Below are 20,296 nucleotides of genomic sequence, written 5' to 3'. Positions count from 1 at the left end.
CTATTCGCGGAAAGTTAAGACAGAGAGCGAATTGGCATCAACAGGAAGCACGCGCGAATAAATCTTTTGCGTGCGACTTCCGACAACGACAACTTCATGAGTGTCTTCAGGAACATTGTAGAGAATAAATCCACCACCTGCGATTCCTTTGCGGTTTTGCAGGATGCGGCCTTGCATATCAAAGTAAACGATATGACGAGGTTCAAAGTTATCATAAGCAGCCAGATAAACTTCAAAATCTTCATCAGGAACAAATCCCACGATCACACCCGCACTTGCCGGATCGTCAATGCGCAAATATGTCTTAATCGTGTTAAGCCATGACCAATGAACTAGAGGCGCATGAATAAAGGCATCACTGTCGTTATACAAGTAACGAGCGGCTACATAGTCGGCACCTTCAGGCTGAATGCGCATCATCCCTAAACGACTGATGTGCGGAAGATTCACCGTCGCAACACCGTCTTGCACTTGCAAGTCTTCATTTAAACTTTGCATCGTCACAAGAGCCGAACGCGCCTCGCCAGTAAAGGCATCGTACACACGCAACGGAACTGCTTCCGTTTTAATTGTCGATTCAATATCGCCTTGAGCAACGGAGCCATCTTCAACGATGACGTTTTGATAGCCCAAAATAGAATTCGCTCTTGTTGCTAACAATGAGTGAAAGCCTGGGCTCACATCAACAAATGCGTAAAGTCCGTTGTCACTTGTGGCTTTCAGGTTCGGATCAGGAAGCATGAATTGATTAAAATAAATCGGCAGCAAGCTTTCGTCAGACTCAACGGCGACTTCAATTCCAGAAAGATTTTTTCCATCCTGACTAACGCGTCCCCAAATCACTGTCGGCGCACCATCAAAGGATTGAGTTCTTTGTTGAGCAACGATGTCTTGAAGAGCTTGAATCATCGATTCTGGATAAAGTTGTGATTTAAACTCAGCCCCTGAAATCACAATTGAAGCTGTTTGCAAATGCTTAGGAGCCGCCGCACGCATGACGGTGCTAGAGCCTTTTGTTACGTTATCCATCGCCACATAGCCGTCTTTTTTTACAGCCACTTCGCTAGCACCTTTTACAAAGGTCACACGCGTTTGTGCGGGAGCCGCATCATTGGCTTTCGGATTGTAAGCACTTGTGACGATTCCTGCAAAATCAGGATGTGGTTCGATACGAAGTTTAGGGCCTTGCAAGGATTTAGTTTGTGAAGCCACCAAACGATTCAGTCTAAAAGATCCTTCACCTAAAGTTTTTCCATCTTTATCAACAAGACGGGCCACAATCGTTCCTGAAGTGTCTTCGACATCAATATTATAAAGACCTTGTTGCAGGTCCACGCGGCCCAATTCTTTAAGGATGCCCTCATCACTGCGACGAACTTCAATATGATGTTCGTTTGTAACAGCCAAACCGCCTGTGATTTCAAGAGGGCCTACGATAGAACATGAACCAGTTCCTCTTTCTTCCACTAAAGCATTGGAAGGAAGAAACCCTTGTCCTTGATCAGCGGGAGCATTGGGATTTCCACCAGATGGAGCTGATGAAGGGCTGCTTTTATTTTCATGGTTATAATAGACTTGCGTGCGCGGAAGATCGGTATTCTTTTGTCCCGAAGCTGAAGTTCCAGCAACATAAACTCCATTCGGAGATGCTGCCGAAGGTGAAGTAAGAGCACCTGATTTTTCAAGAACGTCTTTGGCCATCTCCGACCAAGTTTGACCTTGCCAGTTTTCTGCCAGAACTTCGCTGCGTCTTTGAGCTTCTTGCAAACGAATCGCTTGAGCACGCGGAAGCTGCTCCATCCAAGAATTATCTTGAACTGCTACTTCGCTTTGTTCGCCAGAAGGCTGAGGGTTGGAAGCATAGGTGGCCTCAGCCACGACTTTTTCAACATTCTTTTTTAGAACCATTTCCGGCAGTTCCACTTTTTGTGAATAAAGAGGAGCCGTGGATTTTTCTGCCGCTAGATTTCTTGGCGTGATTTTTTCAATACGCGCCCACTCGTTAGCAACACGTTCTGATTCTAAAACTTCTTCGAAAGCGATGTGAGGTGGAGAATTTTTTTGAGCTTTAATTGTGAGGGCTTCATAAATAGGAATGAACTTCAAGCCACCTAATTGGCTTGACCAGCAAAAGCATCCCGCTATTACTGCCAACGGCAGAAGCCGTCGAAGTCGCATTCCTTGCAACAGTCACCTCATCTAAGAGAATAGTCATTCCTGACTATTCTCATGTTATTTAGAAAGAGCGGAAGTCGTCAATTACGTTGCGGGTGTCGCGACTTTGGTTAAGCGACTGGCGGATCTTTTCCGCGATCACGCCAGCTCGGTCATCATCGCGATCTAGAAGGTCAAAACCGCCTTCTTCATTACGACCTTCGACTAGGACCTCGACCTGAACGTCATAAGGGCGGCGGTCGCCAAGAACGGTGACATGGGTGTAATAACGTTCGCGGGCCATGTCCATCTTCTCGATAACTTTGTTTTTCTTATCGTAGAACTGAGAAAGAATCTCGCGCCCGTTTTGACTGACCGAGCGCGGTTCCCCAATCACGGCCATCACGGCGCGACGGGTTTCACTGACATTCAATGGAGTTTCTCGAATGATCACCCCGCCAGTTCGGCAACTGGACAAAAGGAGGGTTGATGCTAAAAGAAAAAAACCAAGAACCTTCTTCATTACTTCTTAGCCTTATTCCAATCATCCATAAACTGTTTGATGCCTTTGTCAGTAAGTGGATGGTGAGTCATCTGCTGCATAACCTTAAATGGAATAGTGGCGATATCAGCACCCATTTCAGCAGCGATTTGGATATGCATTGGGCTTCTTACGCTAGCAACCAAGACTTCAGTATCGAAATCATAGTTTTGATACATTTGAATAATCTGATCAACCATGACCATGCCTTCTTGGCCAATATCATCAAGGCGACCTACGAATGGAGAAACCATTGTCGCTCCAGCTTTAGCAGCTAGCAATGCTTGCATTGGCGAGAAAACCAACGTGACGTTTGTCTTGATGCCTTCTGCTTTGAATTTTTTCACAGCAATCATACCGTCTTCACACATTGGCACTTTCACGACCACGTTAGAAGCCAGCTTCGCAAGCTCTTTTCCTTCGCGGAACATTTCTTCAGCTTGAAGGCTGATAACTTCTGCAGAAACGGGTCCAGAAACTTCTTTGCAGATTTCTTTGATCACGTCGTGAAATGGTTTTCCTGATTTTGCAATCAAAGAAGGGTTTGTAGTTACACCATCAACCCAACCACGCATGTTGGCTTGTCTGATCTCTTCGATTTCTGCCGTGTCGATGAAAAACTTCATGGAAGCTCCCGTAAGGTAAGAATGTCTTTAAATATAACAATAAATTTGTATTCCGGGAGAGATTAAAAATCAACCAGGCTTTTACCTTGCATAAAAAACTCTGCCTGATTCGCAGGCGGGGCTGATTTAGAAATCTCACTCAGATTTTTTTGATAAATAGGATGTTCGTACTGACCCCATGCTTCAGCCGCACAGCGAATGATAAGAGGATCTTGATGAAGCTGCGGGTATGGAAGAGTCAACCGAGGCGACATCAGGATCATATCGTCAAACGTAAGAAGGGTGAGTTCCGAATGACTTTTTTTTGTGAGACCCTGGGAGCCCGTTTCGCATAAAGAAAGGACCAGATGTAAAACCTGATCTACCCCGAGCTGAGTTTCAAAACGAATCACAAACTCCAGACGAGCACTCAAGTCCAAACGCTCCGTCGTCAGATAGCGTTTGTAGGCTGAAGAGATCGTGGCGATTTCCCCGCACTCAGCGAACTTTCTTAAAAGATTTTTTGCTTTTTCCACACCGCCCACTAAATCAAGGGCGACATGAATCAACGCTGAATGGCGGGTTGAACTCATTTCTGTTTCCCAAATAGAACGTCACGGATCTGATAAAGACCTGGTTTTTGTTTAACAAGCCATTCAGCAGCTTGAACGGCACCTTTCGCAAAGACGGTGCGATTTAAAGCGCTGTGCTCAAACGTCAGAACTTCTTCATCACTCATGGAATAAATCTTGTGAACACCGAAAACGCCGCCACCACGAATTGCCAAAGGCGCCGGCAATTTTTTATCAACAGCTTTTTCCAGATTTTCCTGAAGGGTAATGGCGGTTCCCGATGGTTTATCTTTCTTGCGATTGTGATGAATTTCTTCAATTTGAAAATCGAAATGGGAAATCGCCGCCAAAGATTTAAGGGCTTCATTTAAAACCGCAACACCCAGACTCATGTTCGAAGACCACAAGACAGGGATTTTCTTTGCATATTGCTCAAGAAGATCTTTTTCTTTTTTTGAAAAACCCGTTGTGCCACACACAACAGGTGTTTTAGTTTCGGCCGCTCTTTTTAAAACATCTTTCAAAGCGTCCGGAGAAGAAAAATCAATCCATACATCTACGGACTTCGCTTTTTTTGCATCCCACTTGTCATTGCGACCAAAGGGATAAAAAACTTCACAGCGCGAGTTGTTTTCAATCACCTGAATGATTTCTTTACCCATGCGGCCCGAAGAACCGACAAGACCTACTTTGATTTTCTTCACAGAACACCCACGCGTTGCATTTCGGCTTTCAATTTTTCTGTGTGCTCAGGAGTGAGTTCCATCATCGGTAAACGCAATGAAGCCGAATCAATGATTCCCATTAAAGCCAAAGCTTTTTTCACAGGAATTGGATTGGCTTCCACAAAAAGTAAATTGATAAGATCCATGTATTTTTTAATATCTGCTTGCGCTTTATCAAATTGGTCTTCAAGCGCCCATTTTCTCCACTGAACCATTTGTTTTGGAATCACATGAGTCGCGACAGAGATCACTCCATGACCGCCGGCCTGAAGGAAATCCACGTAAGTACCGTCATCTCCAGAAAGCATCACAAAATCTTTTCCGCAAGCTTTGATGATTTCTTTTTCAAGATCGATTTTTCCTGACGCTTCTTTAATGCCGATCACGCCTGGAACTTTAGAAAGATCACCAATGGTCTTTGCTTCAAGAGACGTGATCGTGCGACCGGGAACATTGTAAAGCAATGTTGGAATTTTCACAGACGTTGCCACGGCCTTAAAGTGTTCATACAACCCACGTTGCGGAGGCTTGTTGTAATAAGGCACAACAACTAGAAGAGCATCACCACCCATAGATTCCGCTTTTTTAGAGTCTTCAATAGTTTTCGCCGTGCTGTTAGACCCTGTACCGATAATCAATGGAACTTTATCGCCGCAGAAAGAGCGAATGTGCTTAAATAATTCAGCCACTTCTTCTGAAGACAATGTCGGGCTTTCCGCTGTTGTTCCGTTGACAACAAAACCATCAACACCGCCATCAAGTTGTTGTTTTAACAAACGATCCAAAGATGCATAATCAATTTTGTCATTTTTAAACGGCGTTATTAAAGCTGTAAACGTGCCTTTAAAATTTTTCATCCGACCACCTCAAGATTGTATTTAAATTCTCCAACAAAAACGGCGTCACCAATCATCAATGGATGAGAGTCGCCTTCTAAGAAAACCACCTGCATAAGACCGCCAGGCATTTGCACTTCCACTTGTTTTTCAGAAGTCTCTTTTGCATACACCAAAGCCGCGGCAACAGCACCTGTTCCGCAAGCCAATGTGTAATCTTCCACACCACGCTCAAAAGTAACAGCTTTGATTTTTCCACTGCTGTCTTCAGCATAGAAAGTGACATTGGCTCCCGAAGGACGCAAGTCATGGTGAGAGCGCGCCTCTCTGGCCATTTCTTTGAGGGAAGCTGCATCGGCGATATTATGAATTTTTTGAACCAAATGCGGCACACCTGTATTCACCAACGCAAACTCTTCTGTAGAGCTTGATTTCGTTTTTAATTCAATGCGCTCTTGAATAAAACGAGCTTCCGGCATGCGCACGCGGATTTTTCCATCACCTAAGATTTGTGCTGTGACAAGACCTGCACCTGTTTTAAATTTCAGCGTGCTTTTTTCCGGATTTGAACTCTCTAGATTTTCATAACAAAAACGGGCCGCACAACGAGCGGCATTGCCACACATTTCCGCTGTTGAGCCGTCGTTGTTATAGAAGTCCCAAATAAAATCAAAACCTTCGGCACCCGATTGTATCAAAAGAAATCCGTCAGTGCTGACTCCTAAAACACGATCACAGACAAGCTTTGCAAAATTCGCGCGAGTCATTCCAAGATGTTTCTCGATGTCTTCCCACGCTGATCCCTTGCGCGCGTCAATCAAAGCAAACGTGTTTCCTGCTCCCGACATTTTTGTGATGGTCACAGGCAGGAAGTTTTTCATCGCTCCTCCGTCTCAGCAGAAGAACTGTCCTCTTGATCTCGAGTTGTGGATTTTTTTGTGGGTTTCTTTTGAGCGTCTTTAAAAGTAGGTTCACCGCGGCCTAGCGGTGCTGGGTTGAGCGGCGGTAAAGGACGACCTTTCACTCCACAACCCAGTGGCAATAAGAAAACCAAAATGAGGGCTATTTTATTCAGACGTTCCATTCATCCCCTTAAGCTCGCTTTCCACCTCAATTAGGCGGCGGCAAAGCATGGGGTCTATCATATACTGTCTATACTGGTTCGCTGAAATGTTTTTGCAGGTCATCACGTATTTCTGAGCAATGTCTAGATTCGACTTTTTCTGCGCTTGATCGAACTTCCAGATCCAATAGAAAGATTCTGGGTACTTTTCATCGGCTTTTTTCAGAGTTCCGAGGGCCTCTTGCGCCTTTGTAAGGTTTTTAGCAGATAAAAACTTATCCATTTCAAGAGCCAACCAGAACTTTTGCTGCGGAGACTTCTTCATCGCCACAGTATCCGCGACTTTTTGGTACTCCATCCATTTTCCCTGGCAGGCGAGGGCTTGAGCCATACTCAGCTTTAAATCTTCATCAAAGCTCACCAAAGTGAGTTGTTTTTGCACAGTCTCCTGCGCATTTTTGCAATCGCCTTTAGCAATCATCAAGCGCGCAAGTTCATTCACGATCGAGAAATTATCAGGCTCAATACGCGAAGCTTCGCTGACTTTATCAAAAGCTTGGTTCACATCGGTTTTTCGCAAAGAAACCCCGGTTTCAAAAAGCTGTTGGGCTTTGTCGCTAAAGAAAATCGTCGAAACTTCAGAAACGGTTTTTTTAAGTTCGGCAATGGCTTGAGGACGAGTTTCTTTTTGAATAGCGCTTGAGAGAATATTTAAAGCCTGCTGGCGGTCGCGCTGCAAACTTAAGTTGTACGCTTTTTCGATAATATCTTTGTAGGTCTCAGACTTACCGTTTTTTGTCTGAGCAAAAAGAGAGGGGCCAGAAAAGAGAAGAGCCACCCCAAGGGTGGCTCTTAGCAAAACCAATTTCATTAATTAGTTCTTTTTGAAAGATTTCAAAACAACAGTCACTTCACCGAATTGGCTTGGAGCAACTTGTTTCAACATACCAGAAAGTGGAACTTGCTCTGGGTTGATCCATGCGTTGATTTCAGCATTTTGCTCTTTGTCTTTTAGACGAGCGTGGATGCAATCGAAAGTTCCAGCAGGAACAGTGATTCTGTCTTCTTTAACGTCGATTACTTCAACATCTTGTTTTGGTGGTTGTTGTTCTTTACCGTTAACGATCATTTTTTTGATTTCACCAGTGTTTGGATCGATCAAAGTTTCAACCTTTTGTTTTCCAGCGAAACCAAGATCCATGTTTTGATCCATCCAGATGCCATCAGCAGCAACTGAACGAACTGCCATCGTCATAGATCCTTTGATGAATCCCATGTCGATGTTGTAGTTAGCCTGGTCGCCAACTTTCCAGTCCAAACCCATTGTTTGAGCTTGATCCATGATCGCTGCGTTTTGGATGTTCGCAACAACTTCAACTGCAGACGGAGCTGCAACTGCATTGATAGAGAATGCAAGACCTAGAACGGCAATAAGAGCCTTAACCATAAATTCCTCCTTGAATGGTTTTTCTTTTTTCGTTGTGTATTAATCACACCACGACCAAGGGAGGTACAGTCAAGGTTCAAATCATTGTTCTCTAAAACTACTCACTAAAACTTGACGCGGCTTGCTGCCATTGGCTGGGCCGACAACTCCTTCTTTTTCAAAGATTTCTATCAAACGCGCGGCGCGCGGATAACCGAGTCTAAATTTTCTTTGAATCAAAGACGCAGAGATTTCTTTTTGTTCCGAAGCCCACGATAAAATTTCATCATAGCGCTCGTCATACTCTTCATCACCAAATCCAGAACCACCACCAGAATCACCAGCTTCAGCACCATCGCCACCTGCAAATCCATCCAGAGCACGCATCGCGAGTGGATCATACTCAGGCTCTGCTTGAGCTGCCCAATGTTTCACAACGTTTCCGATTTCTTTATCTGACAAATAAGGTCCGTGATGACGAGTTGGTTTTCCCACACCCGGAGCCTGGAAGAGCATGTCTCCATTCGGAAGAAGACGTTCCGCGCCTGAATCATCAATGATAATACGCGAATCCATTTTCGAAGCGACCTTTAAGGCCACACGACCTGGAATATTCGTTTTAATCAAACCCGTCACAACGTCTTTACGCGGAGACTGCGTTGCTACAATCAAGTGAATACCGCAGGCGCGCGCTTTTTGTGTAAGACGCTGAATTGGTTCTTCGATGTTTTGTTTTTCAACGATCATCAAATCGGCCAACTCATCGACAACGATCACAATAAATGGAAGCGGCTGGAAGTAGTATTGTTCTAACTTCGCTTTTCCTTCTTCCAATTCTTGATTCACTTTTTCGTGTTCTTCAATTTCCGTTTTCGAAAGAGCGCCAGTCTTTTCATTGAACGCTTCAATTTTACCGACGCCGAATTTGGATAACGATTTATAACGTTTTTCCATTTCACGCACAGCCCACTTCAAAGCCGTTGCCGCTTTCTTAGGTTCCGTCACGTGTGGAAGAACCAGATGAGGCACTGTTGAGAACGGCGCTAAGTCGACCATTTTTGGATCGATCAAAACAAGACGTAATGTTTTTGGAGAGTGGCGGAAAAGAAGACCCGTGATGATAGATCCCACGAACACGGACTTACCTGAACCCGTCGTACCGGCAATCAACAAATGCGGCATCTTACGAAGATCAACGACTTTAGGTTCGCCGTCCACCGCGCGACCTACCGCCATTGGAAGGGCAAGGTCTTCGCTCCAGAAAGTGTCTTCGGCGATCAAATCTTTATAATAAACTGTTTCACGCTTTAAGTTCGCAGTCTCAATACCAACAACATCTGTTCCAGGAATGTGGCCAACCACGCGCACGGATTCAGAAGAAAGCGCAAGGGAAAGATCGTCTTCTAGTTCTGAGATCTTACTGATTTTAACGTCAGCATTTGGTTTAAACTCATACATCGTCACCAGTGGACCCGGTTTCGCATCTTGAATTTGTCCTTCGATAGAGAAGTTTTTAAGTTTCTCAACCAAGGAGTCTGCTTTTCTTTGAATCTCTGCCTTATCAATTTTAATACGCGACGCTGGAGGATCTTCTAACAATGCCAATTTCGGCATATCCCAGTTTTCAATACGACGTGGAGGTTTTGCCCTCATCACGACTTTACGTTTTTGCGCGAGTCTTACGGCAGGAACTTCTTCTTCGTCCTCTTCTTCAACCTCTTCAGATTCGTCATCAGCCCCATCCGCAGCCAACGCCGCGTCTAAGTCGTCTTCCTCGTCTTTTTCTTCCTCTTCGTCTTTGCCTACAAATTTTTTGTCAGAAAGAGGAAAGACCGTTTTAGGTTTTTCTTCTTTTACTTTCAGAGCTTTTGGTTTTTTCGCATTGTCCTTCACAAACATGCCGGCAAAGAACGCGGCAATTTTATCACCGACTTTTTTCTTTTTAAGCATCGCCAAAAACCCACGCGGAGTTTCTGAAAGCTCCTGCAAAGATTTTTCAAAATAAAATACGATCAACACAGCCATCAGTGACAACAAGATCACTTGCACACCGATAGAGTTGAACGCGCGGATCAACGCTTGAGAAACTCCCAATCCCAAAAGGCCGCCCAAATAAATTTGCTCGTGGAAAATCTTCGTATTCGGCAAATACAGGGACAGAAGGGCCGCGATATTTACGATCAATAATAGCGCCCACACAAAACGAATATTTTTTAAATTTAAAGAGTCCCCTTTAAAGCTCGCGTAAGCCATTTTCAGACAGCTTCCGACGACAACCCAGGCTGCCAAGCCAAAGAATTGGTAAAGCATATCGGCTAGAAAACTCCCCACAATGCCACAATAATTTGAAGCTTTAAGGCCTTGTCCGATAGAATTCATGGAAGGGTCATAGGGATTGTAGCTTACCAGAGCGAGGGCGAGGAAAAGCCCTATGCCTAAAAAGCTAATAGCAATAACGTCCTGACGAAACTTTTTGAGGAATTGGTTCATTTAAAAAATTTACGAAATTCCGCTGAGTTAGTCATGCTTATGAAGCGTTCCTTGACTTAGGACCTGTGGGATAGGACAAAAAGCGCATGATGCGCTTTTTGCGCGGAGCCCGAAAGGGTCGAGGGCAGGAGCCCTCGACACAAAAGCAACCAAATATGCTTAAAATAAATGAGATTTTCTATAGTATCCAAGGCGAAACGACTTATGTGGGGAATCCCACGGTTTTCGTGCGTCTTACGGCCTGCAATCTGCGCTGCACTTACTGCGACACAAAATATTCTTACTATGAAGGGGAAATGCAGGCCCTTGAAAATATTCTGCAAGAAGTTGCAAAGCACAAAGCTCCTTATGTTTGCGTCACAGGTGGCGAACCACTTTTACAAAAAGAAGTTCACACATTGATGAACACTTTGTGTGATCAAGGTTACAAGGTTTCTTTAGAAACAAGTGGATCAAAAAGTATTGAGCATGTTGATTCGCGCGTAAAAATTATTTTGGATGTGAAAACTCCTGACAGTGGTGCAGCAGATTCTTTTCTCATGGAGAACATCGGCTTTTCCACTCCCAGTACGGAGTACAAGTTTGTGATCTGTTCTGAAAAAGACTTTGAATGGTCCGAAGAATTCTGTCGTCAACATAATTTATTTGAAAAATTTGTGGTTTTATACAGCCCATCATACGGCCAAGTGTCTGAACGCTGGTTGGCAGAAAAAATTTTGCAAAAAAATTCATCTGCAAGGTTGCAATTGCAACTGCATAAGTATATTTGGTCTTCCGAAACACGCGGAGTATAGGTCTACTTCAAAAAGCGGTTTGATAAGTACCATGTGAAAAATTAAATCATTGGTATTTATGAAACCGCTTTGTTAGTAGAGCCTCCAAAACAATTAAGCTGACAATTTAGGGAGTTCCATGACGCCGAACCTAAACAGTTCTGATAATCTTTTTGTCGCCAACCTTCAGTCTGTAAGCTTGGAGAAGCTTGTAAAGAGCAAACTAGAAGTTCTCTTTGCACAACAAAAAGAAGCGCAAGTTGAGTTGAATGGTCTATATAACGTCGTTATTGAACAAGTAGAAAAACCTCTTTTAGAGCTAGCTTTGCGCGCCTATAACGGCAACCAAGTGAAAACTGCGCAAATGCTTGGCATCAATCGCAACACTCTTAAGAAGAAAATTGACAACTACAAGATTCGCGTAAAGAAATTGAACTAAGACTTCATTTAGAAGTTACTTCAGCGGGCCACCTCGAACCACCATCTCTGTCATAGGCCCGCAATTTTTTTTGATATTTGATTAATTTCGTTACTCTAGAGGGGTTCAATGAGTACGCGAATTCCACCTCAAAATCTTGAGGCCGAACAGTCTATTCTGGGCGGTCTAATGTTGGATAGAGAAGCACTCGACCAAGTGGGCGATATGCTCATGGCCGATGACTTCTATAAGCCAGCTCATCAAAAGATTTATAACGCTATTAAAGAGCTTCACAGCAAAAGCCAGCCGATTGATATCATCACGGTGACCAACGTTCTTCAGGGCGAAGGCTCGATGGACGTTGTCGGCGGACCTGAATATCTTATCAGCCTTCTTGATAAGACAATTTCTGCTGCGAACATCACGACACACGCAAAAATCGTGAAAGACAAAGCGACTTTGCGTCGTTTGATTGCGATCAACAGTCAGCTGATTGAAAAGGCCTACGATCAAGATTTCGTCGATGTTGAGTCTTTCGTAGACCAAGCGGAAAGTGCCATCTTTAAAATCGGTGAGAATAAAACAGCCACAGGTCTTGTGGGCTCTATGGAAATCGTCAAGGCTTCCATCCAAAAAATCGAAGAACTTTACAAAAACAAAGCTGAGATCACAGGTCTTGCGACAGGTTTTAAAAAGCTTGATGAAATGACAGCCGGTCTTCACCCAGGTGAGATGACGATCATCGCCGCTCGTCCGTCGATGGGTAAAACAGCGTTCTCTCTGAATATCTGCCAACACGTCGCTCTTCGTCTGAAAAAGACGGTGGCTTACTTCTCTCTAGAAATGGGTAAAGAGTCGATGATGATGCGTATGCTTTCTGCGGAATCCAAAGTGAGCATGAGCGAAATCCGTAATGGTCGCATCCAAGATTCGGCGTGGCCGAAGTTGATCAATGCGGCGAGTGCACTCAGTGAGGCGTCTATCTTCATCGATGACACTCCAGGCGTTTCACCGTTTGAGATTCGCTCTCGAGCGCGTCGTTTGAAAGCCGAACACGGTCTTGATCTTATTATGATCGACTACTTGCAGCTCATGAGTATGAAACAGAAAATGAGTTCACGTGAGCAAGAGGTTGCTGAAATTTCTAAATCTTTGAAAGCCATTGCCAAGGAATTGCAAATCCCAGTCATTGCTCTGGCGCAGCTCAACCGTGGCGTTGAGGGTCGTACAGAAAAGAAACCGATGCTTTCAGATCTGCGTGAGTCAGGTTCGATCGAACAAGATGCCGACGTTATCATGATGCTTTATCGTGATGACTACTACGATAAAGAAAATCCAGACAAACAAGGTCACGCGGAAGTGATCGTGGGTAAACAGCGTAACGGTGCTACGGGACCAGTTAAAATGCGCTTCGATGCTCAATACAATAGATTCCGTGATGCCGATCCGGAGCCATCAGGACCGAGTCAAATTATGCCTCCTCCTCAGGCCCCACCTCCAATGCCTGGCGGCAGACCTAAAAACTTTGCACCTGGCGCTCCAGTTTAAGATAATGGGCTTCTATGAAGCCCTTACTTTATTTGTTCAAACGTAAGAAAGCTCAAAATTTTCAGCCTGTGGTTTTAGTCACAGGTTGTTCTTCGGGTATTGGTTTAGCTCTCGCAAAACTTTTGTATGAACACACAGAGTATCGTGTTGTCGTGACCGCTCGTGAAAAGAGCCTTGAAAAAGTTCGCAATTATTTTTTGGACAATGAACGCTTCGTAGTTCGCGCTTTAGATGTGACATCCGAAGCGGATCGCATTCGTATTTTCAATGAAATCAAAAAGCTTTGGGGTGGTGTTGATATCCTTATCAACAATGCCGGCGTTTCTTATCGCTCGGTCGTTGAACATATGACTGAAAAGGATGAAGAGCTGCAAATGGCGACAAATTATTTCGGCCCCATGGGAATGATTCGTCTAGCTCTACCACACATGCGCGACACGGGCCGTGGAAAGATCATCAATATTTCTTCAGTGAGCGGAATGCTTGCGATGCCCACTATGGCCTCCTATTCCGCTTCAAAATACGCGCTGGAAGGGGCTAGTGAAGCATTATGGTATGAGACGCGCCCCTTTGGTGTGACGATCACGTTAGTGCAACCAGGGTTTATTCACAGCAATTCTTTTAGAAATGTGTATCACACAGAACTTTCTGATCCGACTCGCAACTGGAGCGGACCTTACAGCGATTTTTATAAGAACATGACTCCATTTGTGGAGCGCATGATGAATCTCTCGCTCACAACGCCAGAAAAGATCGCCAAACAAGTTGTGAAGGTGATGAAGAAGGAAAATCCGCCTCTATGGCACCCGGCAACTTTAGATGCAGTGTTGTTCTATTATTTCCGCCGCCTGCTTCCGCGCCGGGTTCTTTTGCCAATTCTTTACTGGCTTCTTCCCAACGCTAAAAGTTGGTCGAAAGATTACTCTCACCGCCGTCGCTAAAGCGAACCTAGACCTTGGACTTGATTGCGGGTTTAGGGTTGAGTTCCTTTTAACCTCTTGATGGACTGGGGATGTCTTAAAAGCGAGACCCTTGTTAAGCATGGAGGCTGATCATGGGAGAGACTTTAGCAAAGACAGTGATCGCGGCAACCGGACTGCCACAGGATCCTGTTGAAAGAGAATTTAACGCCCTACTAGAGAAGTACGGGAAAAGCCCTGAGACGCTCACCATTGATGAGCTTCGTGAAGTGATGGCTGAATACCTTCAGATCGTCTTTCTTGAAATGCAGACCGAAAAGAGCGCTTAAGCGCATGCCTAAAATAGAAAAAGGGCCCTGTATGAGGACCCTTTTTTCGTTTTGAATTTTTAGTTTCTACTATTTTGCAGAAAGCTTTTTCAAACCGTCTTGAACGAATTGAGATTCAGATTTTACTTTTGTGTAAACGCTCACTAGAGAGCAATCGTCTTTTCCGTCTTTACCAGCACCGCGGCTAGTAACACCCCAAACATATTGAGTGCCATTCACTTCAAGGAATGCAGGTCCACCAGAGTCACCGTGGCAAGCACCTTTACCTTTAGTTTGATCAAGAAGGATTTCGTGTTTACCGAACTCTTCAACAACTTCAACGTCTACTTTACGAAGACGGTCGTCAGATTTTGTATTCACGCCATCTGTTTCGATCAAACCGTAACCAGCCAAAGTTACTTTTGTACCTGGCTTCAACAAAGTTTCGTCATCAAGGAATTTAGCTACAGTGTAGCCAGGAGCCATTGCACCTGCGAATTTGATCAACGCAAGGTCATGAGCGTCTTCGCCTTCAGAGCCTGTTTTGCCGTAATCAGTGTGGATCACAGAATCAACAACAAGACGGATGTCAGCACGACCCATTTTTCTTAGGTCTGTGTTGAAGATAACATAAAGAGTGACCTCTTTGTATTCAGCGCCCACTTCAGGAACACAGTGACCTGCCGTCAAAACTACGTTCTCAGTCAAAAGAGAACCTGTGCAGATGAATTGTCCTTCTTGACCATCCGCTGTCTTTACAGACGCTACGATCGCCACAGTTGATTTTGCGATTGGATCTTTTGCATCAACAGTCACGCCACCAATAATAGATGAGCTGTCAGCACCAAGATTTACAGCATTTTGCTTAGCAGGAGAACAAGCAACAAGAGATCCGAAAAGACCTGCTGCCATCACTGCTTTAAAAAGATTATTAAATTTCATAGCGCCCCTCCAAGGTGCAGTTCTTAAACACCCAAAATGGAACCAGGGCAATACAAATTTTCAAATATTTAATATAACAAATGCTTATGGAGGCAGATTTAATTTCATTTAAGATTTTATAGCGGAGTACGAAGGACACCAAAAAGAAAAGGGACCCTTTGCAGGATCCCTTTCGAGAATTTTTCTCTTAATAATGTTAGAGCTCAGTCCAGCTTCCGCGCCAGCGGCGCTTCAGCCTCCTGCGACTCCCGTCGCCTTAAGCGCGCTCAACAGAGATTTGGATTTTTGCTTCCATACCTTCTGCGTAACGAACTACAGCTTTGTGCTGACCCAAAACCTTGATTGGCTCTTCAAGGTGAATATCACGACGGTCTACAGAGTGACCCATTTTTTGCAATTCTTTAGAGATATCTGTTGTTGTAACAGTACCGAAAAGTTTGTCAGTGTCACCAGCAGCCAACTTGAATGTCACAGTTGTGCCATTGATTTTGTTCAAAAGCTCTTGGCGCTCTGCCAATGCTTTTTTCTTTTTAGTTTCAGCAACGCGCTTCAAGTGTTCATATTCTTTTACGCGTTTTTCAGTAGCCTCAGCCGCTAGTTTGCGTGGGAACAAGAAGTTTCTTGCGAAACCTTCAGAAACGTTCACCAATTCACCAACACGACCTACATCTTTAACATCTTTTTGAAGAATAACTTTCATGTGATCTCCATTTCAGTTGTTCTCAGCCGGCTTATTCATCCTGCGGATGCGCCCTCTGAAATCAACCCAGTAATCGATCAAACCAACGACACTTAAAATAAGCAGCATTTGGCCGACCAAGATTATGTACGTCAGAACTCGAGTGAACACACCGGCTCTTATCGAATTCAGAAATACCTCCAACACTGCCAGCCCTTGAAAGAAATAAAGAACGATACAAACGTTTACAATATTTACTGCCAGGATGGCCGTGGCCTTACCGCCAAAACTCACCATTGTTAGAAGGAAGGCAGTCATCGCAACCCAAATCACGTAATCTGGAACACGATATTCTAACAACTTGAGCTGAGAGGCAATTTTCTCACGGGGCAAATTGAGCCATGAAAAAACCCTTCTCTCAAAAATCAATCCCACACCTAACGTCACAATGAGAACTATGACGACGGCTGATGGAACTTGCTGCACCAAAATCGCCGGATCCAGTTTCACAGTCGGATTCATTGTCTGAACTTGCTGTGCAAATTTCTCCGCCAAGCTTTGGACTTCAGCGTACGTGTTGATTCCGTTTTTCTTAAACGCTCCAAAGAGTCCAAGGCCTGTAGCCAAAGAACCTGCGGCGACGCTCAAAAGTCCCGAAATCCACCACCCAAGTCCTCTTTGCTCCATCTCCATGTAAGCCCCTAAAGTCATCCAAACAGAGCCTAAGAAAAGTGCGAGAGGTTGTGCGTTCAGGAGCCACGCTGCTCCTGTTACCAACAGTCCCAAAATCCAAAAGGCGAGGGGACCGTAGGCTTTACGTAATACACGAAGAAGAGGCGCTCCCAGAACTACAGTCATCATCGACAACAAAATCGAGAGAGATGAAATTGTGATGAATTTCTGCGTGGTCGCGGTCTTCTTCATGGCTTACGCTCTTAATTATTCGCCTTTATCAAAACGCTCAGAACGCTCTGCTTTCGCAGCTGCAAAAGCGGCTTTACGAGCAGCCATTTTTGCTTCACGTTCTTTTTCACGAGCAGCAGATTCAGAAAGACCTTTTTTGAAGCCTTCCATGAATTTTGCCAAAGAAACACGCTCGTCAAGACGAGTGTGCATGAAGCGAAGAACTTTGTCGTTGATGCGCATAGTACGCTCAAGCTCAGCAATCGCTTGCGTGTCTGCTTCAAACGTAGAGTGGAAGTAGAACGCTTTTTTCAATTTACCAATTGGAGTTGCAAGAGTTCTTTTGCCCCAAGTTTCCAAAGAGTTGATAGAACCTTTGTAAGATTCAATTGTCGCTTTGTTCTTTTTGAACAACTCTTTTTGATCTTCAAGAGTTGCATCTGGGTGCATAAGAACCACAACTTCGTATGGCTTCTTTGCATTTGTTTTAGATAGTTCCATTGACTATATCCTTTCGGTTAAAGCCCCCACCATAGTGAGCGGGAGCAAGGATGACTTTTAAAATGTTTAACGGGTTTAGCACGCCTTAGGCCCAAGCACAAGGATTAGGCATTTGAATCCCTAAGAAACCAGTCCTAGAATGTGTAAATGGTCACATTTATTGAGATAGTGGACGGTCCCAACGAAGGTTCTCGCTTCAAAGTTGAAGAGGGGCTTACCATTGGCCGCAGCAAGGCTGACATCATTATTAAAGACCCCAAGGTTTCAAGCACCCATGCCCAATTCGCATTAGATGGCAAAGGGCAGTTTGTTTTGCAGGATTTGGACTCCTCCAACGGGATCCACATCTCAGGCCGCCGTGTAAAGAAAGTCGCGTTATTATCAGGGGTTATCTTTGAGGTCGGACGCACTCAGTTTAAAGTCGTGACCGTTGAAGAAGAACTCGCAATCGACTTTAGCCGCCTCATAACTTGGCGCAGCATTCTCAAAGACAGGCTGCAGGCTTTGGAAAATCCGAAGATCAAAAAGCCCGCTGTTTTGCAAAGCTTTAGCCCCTCCTTAAAACTCTCATTCATCCAAGGCATTCAGACGGATGAGGAAATTATTTTAGGTTATGGCCCCCGCAGAGCCGGTGCTGACTCGTTAGATATCGAGCTTTTAGACGAAGAAGCGCCAAAAGAGGCCTTCGAACTTCACCCAGGTCCAGGCATGGTGCAAATTAAAATTAAAGCTCCTGGACGAGTGACTCTTAACAATAAGTCCATAGATGCCGAAATGCTTAAAGATGGCGACTTGATTTCTTTGGGAAATACCCTGATTAAAGTCACCTACTTGTAAGAAGGACAGCATGGAAATCACACCAAAAGAGACGGGCACCTTTGAAAGCTTCGACGGCACTCCGATTTACTACGAAGTGCGCGGCGAAGGTGAGCCTTTGATTTTGGTCTACGGTATCGCCTGCATCATGAATCACTGGCACCATCAGGTCGAATATTTTTCCAAACACTACAAAGTCATCACGTTTGATTTGCGTGGACATCAACGCAGCAATCCTGTTGTGGACATGAGTCAGTTGACGATGGAGGCTCTCGCAAAAGATGTGGTGCTGCTTGCGAAACATTTGAAAATTAAAAAAGCACATTTTGCCGGCCACAGTTTTGGCGCGCCGATCATTTTAAAAATCTATGACAATCATCCCGAACTTTTCCACTCGATGATTTTCATCAATGGCTTTGCTCGCAATCCGATCAAAGGCATGTTCGGTCTTGATGTTGTTGAGCCGTTTTTCTATTTCGTTAAAGGCCAATATCAAAGCCAACCCAATATGTGGAACACTCTGTGGAAAATGGCTGTTGATAATCCGATGGCCGTGTACCTCGCTGCTCTTGCCGGAGGATTTAACCTTCGTGTGACACACATCAAAGACATCGAAGTCTACATGCGAGGTGTGGCGCGATTGAACTTGCAGGTGTTTTTAACGTTGTTTGAAGTTTTGATGGAATATAACGGTGAGTCCGTGCTTGAAAAAATCCGTGTGCCTGCGCTGATTATTTCTGGCGAAAAAGACATGGTCACACCGATTCGCTTTCAATATCACTTTAAAGAGGCCATCAAACATTCTGAATTTGTACTTGTGCCGTATGGTTCTCATTGCACGCAACTTGATTTTCCTGACTACACGAATTTAAAAATTGAAAAATTCTTAGAGGATGTCAGAAATGGAAAAGTTTAAGGACTTCTTAAAACAAGTTCCTAGCTTTGACGACTTTCTGCATATCTCTGACGACAAAAATTTTCTTACTGTTCCCGAAGACTGGGGATTGATTCTTACAGACATCAAAGGTTCCACGAAAGCCGTGCAATCCGGCCGCTACCGCGAAGTAAATATGGTAGGGGCAGCTTGCATCACAGCTCTTCTAAATGAATTTAACGTGCGCGAGTTGCCGTTTGTTTTTGGCGGTGATGGCGCGACACTTTTAGTTCCTCCTGAATTTAAAATTCAAGCGTCTGTGGCGCTCAAGAGTGTTCAGGCGTGGTCGAAAAAAGAATTTGATCTTGAACTGCGTAGTTTTATTTTTGATCTTAAAGAAGTTTGCAACGAGGGATGCAAATTGCTTTTGGGAAAATATCAGCTTTCTCAAGGCAACGTTATTTATCAATTTCGCGGAGGCGCTTTAAGACGAGCCGAAGAGAAAATGAAAAAGGGGCTCGGTGGCCTTGCTATTCAAGCTTCTGATGATGAGATCGCACCGAAACTACAGGGCCTGACATGCCGTTGGGAGCCGCTCTCGACACAAAAAGGAACAATTCTGACGATTCTTGTGAGTGCCGCTGGCGACGAAGAAAGGTCGTTTGATATTTATCACCGTGTGCTTGCGGGTCTTCGCGAAATTTTAGGTGGCAATTTTAAAATCGCGTGTCCCACAAATCCAGGCAGCATGAAAATAAAATGGCCACCAAAAACTTTGGCGATAGAGGCGAAATCTCGTCCTGGTAAATTCATTCCGGAATTTTTTGGAGCTGCCATAGATTCTTTAATCGCCTTTATCATGATTCGTTTTAATATCTCAGCGGGAGGATTTGATCCCCGCAAATACAAATCAGAAATCATTTCAAACTCGGACTTTCAAAAGTACGACGATCTTTTGCGCATGGTTTTAGATTGCTCCTCCAAGCAGGCCCAAGAAATCGAAAGTCTTTTAAAATCTTTTGAAGAGCGGGGAGAGATTGTCTTTGGCACTCATCGCTCGCCACAAGCTCTCATGACGTGTCTCGTGTTTTCAGCGACACAGAATCAGCATTTGCATTTCATCGATGGCGCACAAGGCGGATATACACTTGCAGCCGTGGATCTGAAAAAGAAAAAGACCACCTAGTTTCCAGGGTGGCCTT

The 20,296-nt window shown here is 44.4% G+C and carries 23 protein-coding genes; 8 read left to right on the top strand and 15 right to left on the bottom strand.

Features of this window, described 5'->3' with window-relative positions; all coding sequences use genetic code 11:
• The 11 genes from AAAA78_RS00235 to AAAA78_RS00185 all read right to left on the bottom strand — a co-directional run bounded on the left by AAAA78_RS00235 (position 1) and on the right by AAAA78_RS00185 (position 10,412).
• Entirely contained in the window at positions 1-2,106 is a 2,106-nt protein-coding gene (locus AAAA78_RS00235) for a hypothetical protein (protein WP_340589671.1), read from the bottom strand.
• A 130-nt stretch (positions 2,107-2,236) separates the two neighbouring features.
• Positions 2,237-2,677 carry a hypothetical protein gene (locus tag AAAA78_RS00230; protein ID WP_340589670.1) on the bottom strand — a complete coding sequence of 147 codons (441 nt, stop codon included), beginning with the start codon at positions 2,675-2,677 and terminating at the stop codon, positions 2,237-2,239.
• A complete protein-coding gene (gene fsa, locus AAAA78_RS00225) occupies positions 2,677-3,321 on the bottom strand; it encodes a fructose-6-phosphate aldolase (RefSeq protein ID WP_295902149.1) in 645 nt (214 codons plus the stop codon). The genes AAAA78_RS00230 and fsa overlap by 1 nt, the downstream gene beginning before the upstream one ends.
• A gap of 62 nt (positions 3,322-3,383) precedes the next feature.
• Positions 3,384-3,893 carry a hypothetical protein gene (locus tag AAAA78_RS00220; protein ID WP_340589668.1) on the bottom strand — a complete coding sequence of 170 codons (510 nt, stop codon included), beginning with the start codon at positions 3,891-3,893 and terminating at the stop codon, positions 3,384-3,386.
• Positions 3,890-4,576, bottom strand: a complete 687-nt coding sequence (locus AAAA78_RS00215; protein ID WP_340589667.1) for a 4-hydroxy-tetrahydrodipicolinate reductase — start codon at positions 4,574-4,576, stop codon at positions 3,890-3,892. Before AAAA78_RS00215 ends, AAAA78_RS00220 begins: the two co-directional genes overlap by 4 nt.
• On the bottom strand, positions 4,573-5,454 hold the full coding sequence (gene dapA, locus AAAA78_RS00210) for a 4-hydroxy-tetrahydrodipicolinate synthase (protein WP_340589665.1): 882 nt from the start codon (positions 5,452-5,454) through the stop codon (positions 4,573-4,575). Before dapA ends, AAAA78_RS00215 begins: the two co-directional genes overlap by 4 nt.
• Positions 5,451-6,314: a diaminopimelate epimerase gene (gene dapF / locus AAAA78_RS00205; protein ID WP_340589664.1), complete on the bottom strand. Its 864-nt coding sequence runs from the start codon at positions 6,312-6,314 to the stop codon at positions 5,451-5,453. The genes dapA and dapF overlap by 4 nt, the downstream gene beginning before the upstream one ends.
• Positions 6,311-6,517, bottom strand: coding sequence for a hypothetical protein (locus AAAA78_RS00200; protein WP_295905834.1), 207 nt, complete (start codon positions 6,515-6,517; stop codon positions 6,311-6,313). Before AAAA78_RS00200 ends, dapF begins: the two co-directional genes overlap by 4 nt.
• Positions 6,501-7,367 (bottom strand): tetratricopeptide repeat protein, encoded by an 867-nt coding sequence (locus tag AAAA78_RS00195; protein ID WP_340589663.1) that lies wholly within the window; start codon positions 7,365-7,367, stop codon positions 6,501-6,503. Before AAAA78_RS00195 ends, AAAA78_RS00200 begins: the two co-directional genes overlap by 17 nt.
• 3 nt (positions 7,368-7,370) lie before the next feature.
• The gene (locus AAAA78_RS00190) at positions 7,371-7,943 is read right to left on the bottom strand and encodes a hypothetical protein (protein ID WP_295905836.1); all 573 of its coding nucleotides are present in this window, start codon (positions 7,941-7,943) and stop codon (positions 7,371-7,373) included.
• 81 nt (positions 7,944-8,024) lie between these two features.
• Positions 8,025-10,412, bottom strand: a complete 2,388-nt coding sequence (locus tag AAAA78_RS00185) for a DNA translocase FtsK (protein ID WP_340589661.1) — start codon at positions 10,410-10,412, stop codon at positions 8,025-8,027.
• 155 nt (positions 10,413-10,567) lie between these two features.
• On the opposite strand from AAAA78_RS00185, the gene AAAA78_RS00180 reads away from it, so the two are divergent.
• The 5 genes from AAAA78_RS00180 (at position 10,568) to AAAA78_RS00160 (ending at position 14,400) form a co-directional block, all read left to right on the top strand.
• Positions 10,568-11,206 carry a radical SAM protein gene (locus AAAA78_RS00180; RefSeq protein ID WP_340589660.1) on the top strand — a complete coding sequence of 213 codons (639 nt, stop codon included), beginning with the start codon at positions 10,568-10,570 and terminating at the stop codon, positions 11,204-11,206.
• 118 nt (positions 11,207-11,324) lie between these two features.
• Entirely contained in the window at positions 11,325-11,624 is a 300-nt protein-coding gene (locus tag AAAA78_RS00175) for a helix-turn-helix domain-containing protein (protein WP_061834327.1), read from the top strand.
• A 108-nt stretch (positions 11,625-11,732) separates the two neighbouring features.
• The gene (gene dnaB / locus AAAA78_RS00170) at positions 11,733-13,151 is read left to right on the top strand and encodes a replicative DNA helicase (protein ID WP_340589655.1); all 1,419 of its coding nucleotides are present in this window, start codon (positions 11,733-11,735) and stop codon (positions 13,149-13,151) included.
• A 14-nt stretch (positions 13,152-13,165) separates the two neighbouring features.
• Positions 13,166-14,092: an SDR family oxidoreductase gene (locus AAAA78_RS00165; RefSeq protein WP_340589653.1), complete on the top strand. Its 927-nt coding sequence runs from the start codon at positions 13,166-13,168 to the stop codon at positions 14,090-14,092.
• Between the two features lie 113 nt (positions 14,093-14,205).
• The gene (locus AAAA78_RS00160; RefSeq protein ID WP_340589652.1) at positions 14,206-14,400 is read left to right on the top strand and encodes a hypothetical protein; all 195 of its coding nucleotides are present in this window, start codon (positions 14,206-14,208) and stop codon (positions 14,398-14,400) included.
• 69 nt (positions 14,401-14,469) lie between these two features.
• On the opposite strand, the gene AAAA78_RS00155 is transcribed toward AAAA78_RS00160, so the two are convergent.
• The 4 genes from AAAA78_RS00155 to rpsF all read right to left on the bottom strand — a co-directional run bounded on the left by AAAA78_RS00155 (position 14,470) and on the right by rpsF (position 17,404).
• A complete protein-coding gene (locus AAAA78_RS00155; protein ID WP_340589650.1) occupies positions 14,470-15,321 on the bottom strand; it encodes a S1 family peptidase in 852 nt (283 codons plus the stop codon).
• A gap of 256 nt (positions 15,322-15,577) precedes the next feature.
• A complete protein-coding gene (gene rplI, locus AAAA78_RS00150) occupies positions 15,578-16,021 on the bottom strand; it encodes a 50S ribosomal protein L9 (protein ID WP_340589648.1) in 444 nt (147 codons plus the stop codon).
• Positions 16,022-16,033: 12 nt separating this feature from the next.
• Positions 16,034-16,924, bottom strand: a complete 891-nt coding sequence (locus tag AAAA78_RS00145; RefSeq protein ID WP_340589647.1) for a DUF2232 domain-containing protein — start codon at positions 16,922-16,924, stop codon at positions 16,034-16,036.
• Positions 16,925-16,939: 15 nt separating this feature from the next.
• Entirely contained in the window at positions 16,940-17,404 is a 465-nt protein-coding gene (gene rpsF / locus AAAA78_RS00140) for a 30S ribosomal protein S6 (RefSeq protein WP_340589645.1), read from the bottom strand.
• Positions 17,405-17,551: 147 nt separating this feature from the next.
• Between rpsF and AAAA78_RS00135 the strand changes: the two genes are divergently transcribed.
• From AAAA78_RS00135 to AAAA78_RS00125, 3 genes are read left to right on the top strand one after another with little or no spacing between them, the layout of a single operon-like run.
• Positions 17,552-18,241 carry an FHA domain-containing protein gene (locus AAAA78_RS00135; RefSeq protein WP_340589644.1) on the top strand — a complete coding sequence of 230 codons (690 nt, stop codon included), beginning with the start codon at positions 17,552-17,554 and terminating at the stop codon, positions 18,239-18,241.
• A 10-nt stretch (positions 18,242-18,251) separates the two neighbouring features.
• Entirely contained in the window at positions 18,252-19,136 is an 885-nt protein-coding gene (locus AAAA78_RS00130) for an alpha/beta fold hydrolase (protein WP_340589643.1), read from the top strand.
• Positions 19,123-20,280 carry a DUF3095 domain-containing protein gene (locus AAAA78_RS00125; protein ID WP_340589642.1) on the top strand — a complete coding sequence of 386 codons (1,158 nt, stop codon included), beginning with the start codon at positions 19,123-19,125 and terminating at the stop codon, positions 20,278-20,280. Before AAAA78_RS00130 ends, AAAA78_RS00125 begins: the two co-directional genes overlap by 14 nt.
• The last annotated feature ends 16 nt before the right edge of the window (positions 20,281-20,296 follow it).

The organism is Bdellovibrio sp. BCCA, assembly GCF_037996825.1.
GTDB lineage: Bacteria > Bdellovibrionota > Bdellovibrionia > Bdellovibrionales > Bdellovibrionaceae > Bdellovibrio.
This window is presented reverse-complemented; position numbering and strand designations above follow the sequence as displayed.

Excerpts from the sequence above, each read along its gene's own strand:
- rplI (WP_340589648.1), bottom strand. The coding sequence starts at position 16,021 with ATGAAAGTTATTCTTCAAAAAGATGTTAAAGATGTAGGTCGTGTTGGT.
- dapF (WP_340589664.1), bottom strand. The coding sequence starts at position 6,314 with ATGAAAAACTTCCTGCCTGTGACCATCACAAAAATGTCGGGAGCAGGA.
- AAAA78_RS00185 (WP_340589661.1), bottom strand. The coding sequence starts at position 10,412 with ATGAACCAATTCCTCAAAAAGTTTCGTCAGGACGTTATTGCTATTAGC.
- AAAA78_RS00175 (WP_061834327.1), top strand. The coding sequence starts at position 11,325 with ATGACGCCGAACCTAAACAGTTCTGATAATCTTTTTGTCGCCAACCTT.
- fsa (WP_295902149.1), bottom strand. The coding sequence starts at position 3,321 with ATGAAGTTTTTCATCGACACGGCAGAAATCGAAGAGATCAGACAAGCC.
- AAAA78_RS00155 (WP_340589650.1), bottom strand. The coding sequence starts at position 15,321 with ATGAAATTTAATAATCTTTTTAAAGCAGTGATGGCAGCAGGTCTTTTC.
- AAAA78_RS00145 (WP_340589647.1), bottom strand. The coding sequence starts at position 16,924 with ATGAAGAAGACCGCGACCACGCAGAAATTCATCACAATTTCATCTCTC.
- AAAA78_RS00135 (WP_340589644.1), top strand. The coding sequence starts at position 17,552 with ATGGTCACATTTATTGAGATAGTGGACGGTCCCAACGAAGGTTCTCGC.
- AAAA78_RS00230 (WP_340589670.1), bottom strand. The coding sequence starts at position 2,677 with ATGAAGAAGGTTCTTGGTTTTTTTCTTTTAGCATCAACCCTCCTTTTG.
- dapA (WP_340589665.1), bottom strand. The coding sequence starts at position 5,454 with ATGAAAAATTTTAAAGGCACGTTTACAGCTTTAATAACGCCGTTTAAA.
- AAAA78_RS00220 (WP_340589668.1), bottom strand. The coding sequence starts at position 3,893 with ATGAGTTCAACCCGCCATTCAGCGTTGATTCATGTCGCCCTTGATTTA.
- AAAA78_RS00160 (WP_340589652.1), top strand. The coding sequence starts at position 14,206 with ATGGGAGAGACTTTAGCAAAGACAGTGATCGCGGCAACCGGACTGCCA.
- AAAA78_RS00180 (WP_340589660.1), top strand. The coding sequence starts at position 10,568 with ATGCTTAAAATAAATGAGATTTTCTATAGTATCCAAGGCGAAACGACT.
- dnaB (WP_340589655.1), top strand. The coding sequence starts at position 11,733 with ATGAGTACGCGAATTCCACCTCAAAATCTTGAGGCCGAACAGTCTATT.
- AAAA78_RS00165 (WP_340589653.1), top strand. The coding sequence starts at position 13,166 with ATGAAGCCCTTACTTTATTTGTTCAAACGTAAGAAAGCTCAAAATTTT.
- AAAA78_RS00190 (WP_295905836.1), bottom strand. The coding sequence starts at position 7,943 with ATGGTTAAGGCTCTTATTGCCGTTCTAGGTCTTGCATTCTCTATCAAT.
- AAAA78_RS00125 (WP_340589642.1), top strand. The coding sequence starts at position 19,123 with ATGGAAAAGTTTAAGGACTTCTTAAAACAAGTTCCTAGCTTTGACGAC.
- AAAA78_RS00200 (WP_295905834.1), bottom strand. The coding sequence starts at position 6,517 with ATGGAACGTCTGAATAAAATAGCCCTCATTTTGGTTTTCTTATTGCCA.
- AAAA78_RS00195 (WP_340589663.1), bottom strand. The coding sequence starts at position 7,367 with ATGAAATTGGTTTTGCTAAGAGCCACCCTTGGGGTGGCTCTTCTCTTT.
- AAAA78_RS00130 (WP_340589643.1), top strand. The coding sequence starts at position 18,252 with ATGGAAATCACACCAAAAGAGACGGGCACCTTTGAAAGCTTCGACGGC.
- rpsF (WP_340589645.1), bottom strand. The coding sequence starts at position 17,404 with ATGGAACTATCTAAAACAAATGCAAAGAAGCCATACGAAGTTGTGGTT.